This window comes from Staphylococcus marylandisciuri (assembly GCF_025519785.1).
In the GTDB taxonomy this organism is placed as follows: Bacteria; Bacillota; Bacilli; order Staphylococcales; family Staphylococcaceae; genus Staphylococcus; species Staphylococcus marylandisciuri.
The window spans coordinates 24,548-38,351 of record NZ_JAOPKZ010000008.1; the positions used below are offsets into that span (position 1 = coordinate 24,548).

The 13,804-nt window shown below is 34.1% G+C and carries 12 protein-coding genes and 1 pseudogene; 7 read left to right on the plus strand and 6 right to left on the minus strand.

The window, feature by feature from the left end; all coding sequences use genetic code 11:
• The first annotated feature begins 211 nt into the window (after nt 1–211).
• On the plus strand, nt 212–1,705 hold the full coding sequence (locus tag N9R04_RS05695) for a sucrose-6-phosphate hydrolase (protein ID WP_262855696.1): 1,494 nt from the start codon (nt 212–214) through the stop codon (nt 1,703–1,705).
• 404 nt (nt 1,706–2,109) lie between these two features.
• Entirely contained in the window at nt 2,110–2,337 is a 228-nt protein-coding gene (locus tag N9R04_RS05700; protein WP_262855697.1) for a hypothetical protein, read from the plus strand.
• A 258-nt stretch (nt 2,338–2,595) separates the two neighbouring features.
• Here N9R04_RS05700 and agrA read toward each other — a convergent pair whose 3' ends face one another.
• The 5 genes from agrA to N9R04_RS05725 all read right to left on the minus strand — a co-directional run bounded on the left by agrA (nt 2,596) and on the right by N9R04_RS05725 (nt 6,881).
• Complete coding sequence (gene agrA / locus N9R04_RS05705) at nt 2,596–3,312, minus strand: quorum-sensing response regulator AgrA (RefSeq protein WP_262855698.1); 717 nt, start codon at nt 3,310–3,312, stop codon at nt 2,596–2,598.
• Nucleotides 3,313–3,326: 14 nt separating this feature from the next.
• Nucleotides 3,327–4,610, minus strand: a complete 1,284-nt coding sequence (gene agrC, locus N9R04_RS05710; protein ID WP_262855699.1) for a quorum-sensing sensor histidine kinase AgrC — start codon at nt 4,608–4,610, stop codon at nt 3,327–3,329.
• A 40-nt stretch (nt 4,611–4,650) separates the two neighbouring features.
• Nucleotides 4,651–4,788: a cyclic lactone autoinducer peptide AgrD gene (gene agrD / locus N9R04_RS05715; RefSeq protein ID WP_262855700.1), complete on the minus strand. Its 138-nt coding sequence runs from the start codon at nt 4,786–4,788 to the stop codon at nt 4,651–4,653.
• A complete protein-coding gene (locus N9R04_RS05720; RefSeq protein WP_262855701.1) occupies nt 4,789–5,358 on the minus strand; it encodes an accessory gene regulator AgrB in 570 nt (189 codons plus the stop codon).
• A 737-nt stretch (nt 5,359–6,095) separates the two neighbouring features.
• Nucleotides 6,096–6,881 (minus strand): carbon-nitrogen family hydrolase, encoded by a 786-nt coding sequence (locus tag N9R04_RS05725; protein WP_262855702.1) that lies wholly within the window; start codon nt 6,879–6,881, stop codon nt 6,096–6,098.
• Nucleotides 6,882–7,122: 241 nt separating this feature from the next.
• Here N9R04_RS05725 and N9R04_RS05730 point away from each other — a divergent pair, with 241 nt between their 5' ends.
• The 4 genes and pseudogenes from N9R04_RS05730 (at nt 7,123) to N9R04_RS05745 (ending at nt 12,133) form a co-directional block, all read left to right on the plus strand.
• A complete protein-coding gene (locus tag N9R04_RS05730; protein ID WP_262855703.1) occupies nt 7,123–9,216 on the plus strand; it encodes an SdrH family protein in 2,094 nt (697 codons plus the stop codon).
• Nucleotides 9,217–10,063: 847 nt separating this feature from the next.
• A complete protein-coding gene (locus N9R04_RS11545; RefSeq protein WP_023016171.1) occupies nt 10,064–10,156 on the plus strand; it encodes a type I toxin-antitoxin system Fst family toxin in 93 nt (30 codons plus the stop codon).
• 165 nt (nt 10,157–10,321) lie between these two features.
• On the plus strand, nt 10,322–11,431 hold the full coding sequence (locus tag N9R04_RS05740) for a HEPN domain-containing protein (RefSeq protein ID WP_262855704.1): 1,110 nt from the start codon (nt 10,322–10,324) through the stop codon (nt 11,429–11,431).
• 133 nt (nt 11,432–11,564) lie between these two features.
• A pseudogene (locus N9R04_RS05745) lies at nt 11,565–12,133 on the plus strand (recombinase family protein).
• Nucleotides 12,134–12,597: 464 nt separating this feature from the next.
• Here the strand turns inward: N9R04_RS05745 and mroQ are convergent.
• Nucleotides 12,598–13,347 carry an intramembrane glutamic endopeptidase MroQ gene (mroQ, locus tag N9R04_RS05750; protein WP_262855705.1) on the minus strand — a complete coding sequence of 250 codons (750 nt, stop codon included), beginning with the start codon at nt 13,345–13,347 and terminating at the stop codon, nt 12,598–12,600.
• A 169-nt stretch (nt 13,348–13,516) separates the two neighbouring features.
• Here mroQ and groES point away from each other — a divergent pair, with 169 nt between their 5' ends.
• A complete protein-coding gene (gene groES / locus N9R04_RS05755; protein ID WP_262855706.1) occupies nt 13,517–13,801 on the plus strand; it encodes a co-chaperone GroES in 285 nt (94 codons plus the stop codon).
• Nucleotides 13,802–13,804 lie beyond the last annotated feature (3 nt).

Here is a 13,804-nt window from a genome sequence, read left to right on the forward strand (position 1 = left end):
CCAACTCACAGTACTTGAGGAAACTGGTTTACCAGTTTGGGCCCACCCCAACTTGCTGTGCTTGTTGAAACTGTTTTACCAGTTTCTCTTTGCTTGGGCCCCCTGCTCAAATCCCAAATGCTTTTGTCGCGACCTCTCTATACATGCACGGACCCGTTACTATTGATGAAGTAGGTACTTCAATTATTGAATGATTATAGGAGGCAAATATATGAATACGTGGTCAAGAGAAGAACGTTATCAATCTTTAGATGATGTAACTCCAGTTACTCTAGAAGCTTTAAAGGAGCAAGTAGCTTCATCAGCTTATCGTCAAACTTATCATATTCAGCCAGAAACAGGACTGTTAAATCACCCTAGTGGTCTCACTTTTTATCAAGGAACATATTACGTGTCACATCAGTGGTTTCCATTAGGTGCAGTTCATGGTTTAAAGTATTGGTTTAATTATACTAGTAAAGATCTTGTGCATTTTGAGCCACAAGGCCCTTTAATTCAACCTGATTCGGAGTATGATAGCCATGGTGCGTTTAGTGGCAGCGCGTTTCAATACAACGGCGAACTATATTATATGTATACAGGTAATCACCGAGATAAAGAGTGGAAGCGGAACCCTTCACAGATGCTGGCTAAGATGGATTCCAAAGGAAGTATAAATAAATTTCCTAAACCTGTTATTTCTGGAGCACCCACGGGTTATACAGACCAGTTGAGAGATCCAAAAGTATTTCAGAAAGACAATAGTTACTATGCTATACTAGGCGCGCAAAATATCGACTATAGAGGTCGTTTGTTATTATATCGAACGGAAGATATAGTCAACTGGCAATTCTTAGGGGAAGTAAAGACGCAGCTTGACCACTTTGGATCTCTGTGGGAATGTCCCGACTACTTTGACTTAGATGGACATGATGTGCTTCTTTTCTGCTCACAAAGAACTGGACCAGATGGAGAACGTGGTCGCAAGTCTTATCAATCAGGGTACGTTATAGGACAATTTGATATTGAACAATTAAGCTTTAATCATGGAGAGTTTAACGAACTTGATCATGGATATGACTTTTACGCACCACAAACCTTTGTAGATGAAAGCGGAAATCGTGTCCTCATCGGTTGGATGGGAATGCCAGCTACAACTTATCCTACTGACGATGAGGGGTGGGCCCATTGTTTAACGCTCCCGCGTATTCTCAATATCGAAGAAGGACAATTAAAGCAACGACCTATACCACAGTTAAAAAAATTACGCAGAAATAAAGAAACAGCGTTAGGTTATGCGAATAAATTTGAGCGGCAATTAATGCCTTATGATGGCACGCAGTACGAACTTATTATAGATATATTAGATAATGAAGCAACTGAGTTATACTTTGAATTACGTACATCAAAGGATGAATCTACATTAATTTCGTACAATACGCACACTCAACACCTTTCGTTAGATCGCTCAGAAAGTGGAGCTTTACCTAAACCAGTAGAAGTTACGAATAGAACAACTCGTCTTGTTAACCCGTTAACACAACTTCACATATTTGTTGATACATCTAGTATTGAAATCTTCTGTAACGACGGAGAACGAGTCTTATCATCACGCATTTTTCCTAGTAAAGCTTCTAATGGTATAAAAGCTTCCACTGAATCAGGACAAGTTTATCTCAAATTCACTAAATATGAGTTGAGCAGTGACGCACAGCAGGAGGGTTAATACTGTCGAGGATACATCTCTGATTTCACTCCGAATTTTAGAGACCTTTATTAAAAATAAAGAAGTTTTACTCATCATTTAGAAGGTCTCCATGCAATGACACCTTTTCTGTGATGATACCTTGAGGTCATGCAGAGCTGGTTCCTCAATTAGGTAGAGTGTTATCAGTGAACTTCTTAGTAAAACTTAAGTCATATAAAGGTCGGAATCCATCACACTTAACGGACAAGGAAAGCTATGATAGCACGAGTCATTGAGAGTCGGACAAAGAAGGAGCTTAGCTTTCTCATCCTATTACAAACTCTCTCCAAAGATATTGGGACAGCTGAAGATATAAAACAATGTCATACAGGAAGTGGGACGAGATTTCCCGAAAAAAGCAGTAAGCTATTTTCTAATGAAAAGTGATCTTATCGCAAGATTTCAATGGAGAAACTGAAGCTGTTCTCAATGCTCAAGATGGCTGCAGGATAAGTACTAGCTTAGTAGACGGCTCGACACGACCTAAAAGGGAGCGGGACTACGAAATCTTTTTATTCAAATTAGATTTCTATCCCGCTCCCGGTTTCGGTGACGCGTTACTAGGAGTTCTTACTTTACATTTATTACTTGAGGGTAAACAAAGTTTATAGGAGTTATTCAAGGTTAAAAGAGAGCAGAGATTACGTATTAGTATTTAAGTTGCCAGCATGGGTACTAGTTACTCAGGAGTAATAAGTGATGTACTCATAGGGTTAGAAGGTAAGACAAGTATACTCAATTTTAAACGTCTATTTTATGTAGAGGAAGTATGAGCAGGAGAAAAGCTTAAAAGAGTATAAACAATGTTAAAGCTTAAGTGGGCTCGGTATTAAATCGCAGAGCCACTTAAGCTGTTTGAAATATTATCATTAAATCTTTTTAACATTTCTAACAGAGGCATAACATTCCTCGCCATTTTTAAAGTAAACCGTACGCGTTTTGGAATCAATGGATTCAATATTAAACCTGTTAACCACAAAACTGTTATGACATCTAAAGAAACGATCGTCGAGTTGACTTAACTCCTTCAAGTTACCGTAGAATTCAATTTGTCTATTATCAAGGTGAGCGATTAGACGATGAGATTTTGAAGACGATTCAAAGAACATCACGTCATTGTACTGTACGTAAACGGAATTACTTCCGCGTTTAAGTTCAATCGTTTCAACATTGCTTTCCTTACTAAGTAACTTTAAACGTGCCTCTGAAGTCTCTAAACAATCAATAATACGTTTTTGAAGTTCATCAGGTTCATCTTTAAAGATAAAATCCATAGCAGAAACTTTATAGACGAAAGTAAGATAAGTTAACTCACTATGACTCGTAACAAATATGATGTTACCTATAGGATCGTGTTTACGTATTTCACTTGCAAGTTTAATACCGTTCATATCCGCTTCGAGTTGGATATCTAGAAAGTAACAACCAATATCATTGATTTCTTTAGAGCGTTCGAGAATCTCATAAGGGTCACCGGTGGATAAGTCCACGGTCATAGGCTTTTCTTCAATCATAATGTAATTATTGATGATAGATTCAATACTTTCTCGTTGCCTTTGATCATCTTCACAAATGAAAATTTTCAATTCAAGTCACATCCTTAAGGCTCAAAATCTAATATTTCTACTTTTTGAATGAAAAAGCCGTTTTCAATAGTTGTATCAAGAAGAATATTTTCATTATCATTAGCAATTTCTTTTAAAGTAGATAAACCTAAACCACGATTATTCCCTTTAGTAGAGAAGTTTTCCTCAAATAACTTGTGTACCCGGGGCATATCTGGTTTACATTTATTCATTACTATAAATGTAACAGAATTACTCTGTTGAATAAAACCGACTCTAATGAGAGGGTCTTCAAGCTGCTCTGAAGCTTCGATAGCATTGTCTAATATGATACCTATGATACGAGAAAGTTGAAAGGCTTTAAGATTTATCTTCTCAATTACTTCGGGAACTTCAATACTAATAGGAACATTCTTCTCTTGGGCTTGGAGTATTTTCGTTGTGAGTAACCCTTTAATTTCACGAACGTGAAAGTTCTCTAATCCATTAATTTTTAGTGATTTCGTGTATAACGTGCCCTTCATAGGTACAATCTCTTCATTAAAATACTTTCTTAAACCCGCCATATCATCTTCTCTAATAAACTCTGACATAGTAGACAAGATATTAATGTAATCGTGTCTAAATTTCCGCATATCTTGGTTAATTTCTTCTATTTTTAAAGTGTATTTATAATAATTATCAATCTCTTTAATATTTTTCTTATACTGCATATCGCGCACGTAAACAAAGGTGATGCTAACAAGTATGATAGAAAGTGAAATAATAAGCACAGCACTTACGATAGCTACTATTTTAAATTTGAAGAAAGTATCAAGATTATCTGGTAAAAAATAAAATAGTACTATAAATATAATAAATAAAACTATACAAACTATTACTAAGTAAGATTTATTATCAGATAAGAAAGAAGAAGATAGTTGTCTAGTAAATAAACTACATAATGCAGCAAGTAAAATCGAAACGATAATGTATAGACTAATATATGCAATCGAATAAACTAAGCCGTCTTGATTATTTAAATGGTGAGTTGCCCATAATAACCATATAGCAGTGATATTAGATATATAACTTATAATGGAACATAAGATTATTGAGAGAACTCCAATAATTTTTCTTTCTATATAAGCGAAGAAAATAATGATGGGTATTAATATAAAAAAACTTTCTCTACCAAAAAAGTTTAAAAGTACAATTGAGACTACTAAAGTTCCTAAAACAAATAAGACATTTTTTAAATAAAATTTAATTTTGTTAACTATAGATAAAAGTAGGAATAAATCAAGAATTTGTAAACCACCGATAATATTATCTAACATAATACTACACACTTTCTAGTAATTAATTAAAACATGTCATTTATTGTTTAATTTTTTGTAATTCTTCGGGAACCTCGGGTTCATCAAACCAAGACTGACATACACACACAATTGCTTTATCGCCTATATAAGTACAAACTTTTATAAATAAATGTATGAAATAATTCAGAAGAGCCATTTAGTTTTCCTCCTTAGTTAAAAAAATAGGTAGCTGAGAAAATCCTATGAAAATAATACCTAATAAAATTAATTTATTAAAAGGTTCATTTAAATTGATAGAGAGAAATATCAATAATATGGCTAAGATTAATGAAATTAATTTTTTCGATTTTCGTTTGCTAGATGGGACGGGTTGTTTAAGTGTGGCAGCAGGAGCGTAAAGTGATAAGAAAATAAAGCTCAGGGCACTAAAGGCCAATAGTATCGCATAATTTATGTTATTATAAACGATTAACCATGGCATAACGATGAATAAACAGAAGTTGAGTAGGTGACACTGTAACGCTGATTTAGCGTGAGCGCCGTGAGCAAATGTTTTAATTAAAACAAAGGATAAATGAACAGTTAATGTGTAGAAGAATAAACCACTAAATATAGAAATACTGTAAACAACAATACCTTTTAAAATATTGTTAATCAAAGTTTGTATCCCTAATTTTAGTTTTAAGTAGGTAATGTGATCCAAATCATTCCTATTGGTTAAGTACTTTGAAAATCTATCAATGCCATCATCTATTAATTTAATCATAGCGTTTTCTCCTTACTTCAATTATAAGAATTAAAATAAGAACTGTGGAAATAGATGCTTAACTGTTCATATTCAATTCTCAACTGTTTATGAATACGATGATCCCTCGATTCTAACATAATTTTGATAACAGTTTAGAACGAAAAATAATGAGTTAGGGATTATACGACTCATAGGGTTGTAACCGTGTTTTAATAAAGATGTATCACAAAGAGGTGATACAAAGTCACTTGAATTTCTCACATTGGTAAAGTTAATTTACGCAATTGAGGTTCAAGACTTTCGTTCAATGATGTAACTGGCTCTTCGTATAGTTGAAAATTGAACGATATCATTTCTTTGAATATTTAACAAGGAGGTACTTGATTATGGCTAAAGATATCACAGAAACAGTAACTAAATTTGTTAAATTAATCGCAGAAACTGTTAAGAAGTTCACTAAATAAGCAATCATTAATCCCTATTAAGACTGCAGTGTTACTCAGTCTCAAATTAAGTGTCATTATTTTGCTTAGAGTAGAGGCAAAGTATTAACATGTAAGCTATCGTAACATCATTCAATTTATCATTATATTAATCGGTAAATTCACTAAATTTTTTCATAATTAATAACATCCCCAAAAATAGATAAAGAAAAATAACTGTAAAACATTCCCTTAATAATCAAGCCGTGAGTCCCTCCCAAGCTCACGGCTTTCCCTTTGTTGTGAATAGCGAGTATTGTAAGTGCAATAAGCTTATTTATATAACTCTTTTCTCAAATTTTCAAATACTGGAATGGCTCTTCTTTGATGAGTAACTTCGTTTAAATCTAAATCTAATTCAATATTTCCCTCTTCATGCGTTAGTTCAGAAATGATTTCTCCATTAGGATTAACTACCATTGAATGACCTGCATATACTGTTTCTCCATCATCGCCGCAACTATTGCAACCAACGACAAACATATCATTCTCTATAGCACGTGCTTGTATAAGTGATCTCCAGTGAGACTTTCTAGCTTCTGGCCATTGTGCTACATAAAAAGCAATCTGTGCACCATTTCTCGCTGGGTAACGCAGCAATTCAGGAAAGCGTAAATCGTAACAGATGATTTGGGTCGCTTGAGCGTTATTTGAAAGATAAAATTGAGATGGGACTTCTTGTCCTGAATTTAAAAACTCAGGCTCATTTAACATTGGAACGAGGTGAACTTTATCGTAACTATTGATGATCTCCCCATTGTTATTAACTGCAAAAGCCGTGTTGTAAATACCATTATCTTTTTTATTAGATATTGAGCCTGCTATAATATCAACTTGATATTTTATTGCCAAGTCTCTTATAAATTGCGTGCTTCGTACGGCGTTTTTATCAGCTAATTCACTTAAATCTTCTAAAGCATAACCGTTGTTCCACATTTCTGGTAAGACTACACAATCAATTTTTTCAGTTACATGTTGTTTAAACAATCTGTATATATGATCTTCATTCTCTTGAACATTGGCAGGGACGATTTTAAATTGTAGCACAAGTAATCTCACTGTAATCAATCCTTTTATTTAAGTAATTATAATCACTATACTAAATGATGATAGCGTTTTCAAAATAATCAACTTATATAAAAGATATATTTATAATAACACACTTCTTATTACAAATTTTTTACAAAAAAGTTAATTTTAAAATTAGATAATCAAACAGTACTATCTACAATGTTAAATATGTTAAATTATTAGTGAGAGAAAGTATCGAAATGAATAAAATAAGAGGAGGTGAGCGAGGTTGACTACTAAGTTTACTAGAAAACTAGTAACTACTGGTCTGTTTTTCACAATAAGCGCTTCTTTATTTCCGAAACCCCTTCATGCTACACAACTTGAGGACACTTCACTAACAGCTAAGCAAAAAAGCGAGACTTTTTCAGCTAATAAAAATATGAATGATAATTCTAATATAATGAAGAAAAATAATTTGTTAGCTCATAGTAGTTCTAATAAAGTTTCATCAGCTCATGATAGCGGTTTAAATGAGACGCTTAAACAGCGAACGGATGATTATTCAAGAGATAATAGTTTAGACCAAACAGATCAAAGAGACCATAAGCCGTCTGGTGTAAATAAACGTGATCAGGATCAAGAAAAGTTATCTTCTTCCGGTAATGAAAGCCAAGCAAGAAGCGACCGTCCGAGTGATAATTCTCAAAGCGGCCAAGACGGTAAGCGCCCAGATGGAGATACTAGCGATGACCAAAATAGTGGATCACAAGGACAACATGATGGAAAGCATCCAAGTGGCGGCTCTAGTGATGGCCATGGAGACGATCAAGGAGGTTCATCTTCTTCAGATGACCAAGGTCAAGGAGGAAGTGATGATCCGAGTGGAGGATCTCAAGGCGAACAAAATGACAAGCACTCAAATGGAGATACTAGCGATGACCAAAATAGTGGATCACAAGGACAACATGATGGAAAGCATCCAAGCGGCGGCTCTAGTGATGGCCAAGGAGACGATCAAGGAGGTTCATCTTCTTCAGACGACGAAGGCCAAGGAGGAAGTGGTGATCCGAGTGGAGGATCTCAAGGCGAACAAAATGACAAGCACTCAAATGGAGATACTAGCGATGACCAAAATAGTGGATCACAAGGACAACATGATGGAAAGCATCCAAGTGGCGGCTCTAGTGATGGCCAAGGAGACGATCAAGGAGGTTCATCTTCTTCAGATGACGAAGGCCAAGGAGGAAGTGGTACTCCAAGTGGAGGGTCCCAAGGAGGCCATGATGGGAAACAGCCGAGCGGCGGTTCTAGTGATGGCCAAGGACATGATCAAGGAGGTTCGTCTTCTTCAGATGATCAAGGTCAAGGAGGAAGTGGTACTCCAAGTGGAGGGTCCCAAGGAGGCCATGATGGGAAACAGCCGAGCAGTGGTTCTAGTGACGGCCAAGGACACAACCAAGGAGGCGCAACACCTCAACCTCAACCAAGCAAACATTCAAATCCTAGCCATACCCCAGATGGGAGTGGACAAGCAACACCTCCAAGTGGTGGAAGCTCACCGCACTATCCAGGAGGCAGCTCTAGTGTAAATAATAAAGGTCAACATCAACCCCAACAAAGTCACTCAATACCTAAAAGACAAAGACCAAACGTGTCTAATAACCAACAAATTGAAAACGACGGTCATCTGTCCACAGTGAACTCGAATTTAGGTGATCATCACTATCAGCTACCTATTCCGTCATTTAATCATAGTACTTCTCATGATAACTATCATGCGGGGAGTCAAACGACTAACAATCAACGAGAAACGGTTAGAGGCGTTAAAAATTTATATAATAACAAGGAAAGTCATAATTCGGTGTTTCAACGTTTTAAACAGATGGCTACCGGCTCAATAAAATATAATCCTTTCGTAGTTGATCAAGTTAAAGCACTTCATCGTAACGAAAATAGTGTTAGTAATAATCAACTTAGTAGTATTATTAAAAAGCGTAATTTCGCAGATAATCATTATCTAGATACGTTACAAAAACAAACGAACTACTTTAAATTTCAATATTTTAATCCCTTAAAAGCCTCGCATTATTATAAGAATTTAGATCAACAAGTATTAGCGTTAATCACGGGGTCTATCGGTTCGATGCCAGATTTAAAGAAGCCTCATGAAACTGAAGGGGATAGTAAAAGTCAATTTGAATACCAACAGAACAAAAATGAGACCATGACTAACACAGATAAAGAGAATCAGGGTAATAACGATGAACTTAAATATAAAAGAACTATGATTTCGTTAATCACTATTATTGTCCTTATTTTCTTAGGTACAGTTGTAGGTTATATTTATAAACTTCGTAAACCCGAATTTCAAAAAAAGTAACTGTTCATCATGAAGGTAACTAATATAGAGGATGATAAGACCATGATGTTTTAGTAACTGAAAAAGTTAATGGTTTTCGTAAAAACTTACGTAATTCTCAGCTCACAGTCAAAGGAACTGATTCAGTTTTTACGAGTATTTCCAGTGGAGTCAGGTTGAAACGGCGCCCTAGGAAAGCATAATCATTCAATACGAAATGAGGAATAAGGGGTGTATACTAAATAGGACTGGCGACTTCAACCGGTCCTATTTTTAATACAAAAAGAGCGCAATTATCTCTTTAATTAAAAGTACTTAACCACTTAAAATTAAGGAGATAATGCGCTTATGTTTAATATTGGGAACGGGACAGAAATCTAATTTGAATAAAAAAGATTTCGTAGTCCCGCCCCGGCAAGGATGACTAGAATTGAAAAAAAGCTTGATACAAGCGCGTTTTCAAATCAGTCGTCTACTGCCAAGATGCTGAAAGAGGGAGCGGGACAGAAATCTAATTTTAAAAAAAGATTTCGTTGTCCCGCCCCGGCAAAGATGACTAGAATTGAAAAAAGCTTGATACAAGCGCGTTTTCAAATCAGTCATCTACTGCCGAGATGTTGAAGAGGCTGGGATTTATGTCCCAGCCTCTTTCTCTCTAGTCAAAGACCATTATGTCCCAGCCTCCTCTGGTTTTCAATAACCACTCCTATTCGACAAAGAGCTTGTTAAATCAGTATTTAAGTCTTTTGTTTGATTTAACATAATTCAACTTATCGGAAGTACATACGCTTCAGAAGATACAGATGGTATAATAATAGAGTCGCCTTAACTTCCATAGGCGAAGTTACTATGGAAGGGGGTGAGACCTATGGCAATTCTCTTTGTTAGTATAATTGCACCTGTGATTTCAGGATGCATTGTTGCGATTTTCACGTTTTGGCTAAACAATCGTAACAAGTAATAAGGCGACATAGCTGCACCAAAAAATCCCCTCACTATTTCCGGTAGTGAGGGGATTGGTGTACCTATGGAACTCTCTTTGTTAAATACAGTATAACATCATAGTGGAGAAGAATGCAAAGTTATGTTTTAAATAAATACTTTTAAATGTAGAAAGGAGAAATACATGTTGGATAAAGTTAAGATAAAAGAAGAATTTAAAATGTTGAAAAATGAAATTTATACAAAAAAAAGTTTTAGAGGAAGCAAAAAAAGGCAATTGATAACATTTAAATACTTATTACCTTTTAGAATGCCCATAAAAGAAATTGAAAATATTGACTTTATAGCTGAAGAAAATACATTTATGAAATTCATTCATAGAGAACACAATATTTTTGAAAACGATAACATTAAAAGAGAGAGACAAACATATATTGAAATCACTTCAGTTATTAATAAAAATCAGTTTAAAAGAGTAAAATCTGGATCTACTTCTAGAGAGTCTAAAAAAACTAGAGTTTTAACTGAAGTTTTTAATAACCAATTTAATACCCTTAATAATTTCATTAAAATTATCAGTGTGAAGTATCAGTACCACAATGTTTTTCAACTGTCTCTTGGTGATATATTAAGTATTCCATATTATGTCATATACAGTATGGAAGGTGAGATAAAAGATATGAGTCTTTTTCTTATAAATGAACCGGGTAAAATAGAAGAAGATCAATATTCAGAATTGAAAAAAAGTGAATTATTAACTATTAAGCAAAACTATCAAATTTTCACTAATCATCCTAGTAATATATATGTAATAGCTATGAGAAAAGGTGAAAGAGCAATTTATAAGGCTGATTACAATGTAGCAATTATACAAATTCAGACTGCATTAGAAGTTTTTATTACAAAGTTTTTAGAGAGATATTATAAATTAGACCAACAGCTAAGTGATGAAAAAATTAGCAATAAGCTTGCATGTGGCTACAGAAATATTATTAAGGACCAATTATTAAAAATAGTAAGAAAATTAAATTTAAATAATTCTCATCAGATTGAAAATTGCATAAACCAATATATTGATAACTATTATCCTATGAGAAATAAAATTGTTCATGAAGGTCTATCTTATAGTAAAGACGAGGCGTTAAAATTCCAAGCTATAGTAAATGATATAATTAGACTATTAGTATTTAATATGAAAAATGCAATGATGAGCGATTTTTCTAAAGAATTTAATATGTATAATATTCATAATGAAAATATTAATATGGAAAGTATAAAAGAAAAATACAAATAAATATAAAATTAGGATAAAGAGATTACATATATTGTACGTTTAGAGTACACCCTAATCATACAAGTAAAATTGTTGAATTTATAGTAACTAAAAAGCATGATTAGAATGTATATTAATTGTGGAGTGAAGATGAATGATTATAGGTTATGCAAAAGTATCATCGCTTGATCAAAATTTAGAAAGACAATTTGAAAATTTAAAAACGTTTGGTGTTGAAAAAATTTCACAGAAAAACAATCTGGTAAGTCTATTGAAAACAGACCGATGTTTCAAGAAGCACTTAACTTTGTGAGGATGGGGGATCGGTTTGTAGTGGAATCGCTTGATCGTTTAGAACGTAATTATGATGAAGCGATTAATACAGTTAATTATTTAAAAGATAAAGAAGTTCAATTGATGATTACCAGTTAACCTATGATGAATGAAGTGATTGGCAATCCATTATTAGATAAATTTATGAAAGACTTAATTATCCAAATTTTAGCAATGGTTTCAGAGCAAGAAAGAATAGAAAGTAAACGTAGGCAAGCACAAGGGATTCAAGTTGCGAAAGAAAAAGGTGTATATAAAGGACGCTCATTGTTATACTCACCTAATGCAAAGGATCTTCAAAAACGCATTATTTATCATCGAGTTGTAGAAATGTTAGGAGAAGGCCAAGCAATTAGTAAAATTGCGAAAGAAGTGAATATAACAAGGTAGGCTGTTTATAGGATTAAAAGTGATAATAATTTAATATATTAACGATATAAATAAAAAATTTTACAGTTTATGAGGCTGGGACATAATGGTCTTTGACGAGAGAGAAAGAGGCTGGGACATAATGTAATGTCTCAGCCTCTTTCAGCATCTTGGCAGTAGATGACTGATTTGAAAATGCGCTTGTATCAAGCTTTTTTCAATTCTAGTCATCTTTGCCGGGGCGGGACAACGAAATCTTTTTTTAAAATTAGATTTCTGTCCCGCTCCCTCTTTCAGCATCTTGGCAGTAGATGACTGATTTGAAAATGCGCTTGTATCAAGCTTTTTTCAATTCTAGTCATCCTTGCCGGGGCGGGACTACGAAATCTTTTTTATTCAAATTAGATTTCTGTCCCGCTCCCTCTTTTTTTAGGTTTATGTGTCAACCTCCTATTTCATTACATTAAGTGAATATAGCAGGAAAGTTAATGAAAAATGAAATTAAGAATAAAAGAGGTAGACTCAGTCATTTGTTTAATCTTTTCAGGACCAATAACGACTTGCATGATCACTACTGAAGCGTTCATTGCCATGTGGATAAAGATTGAAACCCAAATGCGTTTAGTATAAACATAAAATCCAGCAAGGATTATACCCATAAAGAAGTACGTTAAGAAATGGGATGGATCGCTATGCGCAACAGAGAATATGGATGAACTTACAATAGCTGCAATGATGAAGGCTAGCTTCTTATATTGACTAGAAAACAGATTGTAAATTTCTCCAAAGATAACCTTTCTAAAGACATATTCTTCTAGCATCGGACCTACACAGGAAATTAAGATGATAAAAATAGGGAATTTACGTGCGATCATCATTAGTTTTTCAGTATTTGGACTACTCTGAGGTCCTCCTAATAATTTTACATTAATTAAATTGACTATCATTTGCATAACCATGACAAAGACATAGCCAACTACTGCCCATAAAATAACATAACGCTTTTCCTCACGAGGTGGTCGCTCAAGCTTTAAAGGATTTTTGATGAAATAATTTAGAAAGATAATGAGTATGGCAGCGATTATAAAGCCGATGACCTGTATGTATAAACTCATCGATACTGTAGCTTGAGCATTATTATTATCTAAAAACCCAAGACTTTTAATGATCATCGGACCAAATTGTGCAAGTAAATATATCACAATAGTTAAGATTGAAACTAGTATTCGTGACATGATAAGCCTCCGTTTCTAAGATATAATTCATTTTATCGTAAAAGTGGTCTTGAAACAAAATAGATGAGTATAAAGCTTGAAATATTGACCAACTTTGATTATTATAAAAGTATGTTAGCACTCATTTCATCTAAGTGCTAAATTTTCCTAAATTGAGGAGGAAGACAGCATGTTAAAACCAATAGGAAACCGTGTTGTAATCAAAAAAATTGAACAAGAACAAACAACAAAAAGTGGTATTGTCTTAACTGACAGTGCTAAAGAGAAGTCGAATGAAGGTGAAATCGTAGCAGTAGGCTCTGGTAAACTTCTAAATGACGGCAACAGAGCAGAACCACAAGTTAAAAAAGGCGATAAAGTCGTCTTTCAAGAATATGCTGGTACTGAAGTAAAACGAGACGATCAAAAATATTTAATACTAAATGAAGAAGATATATTAGCAATCATTGAATAAAAA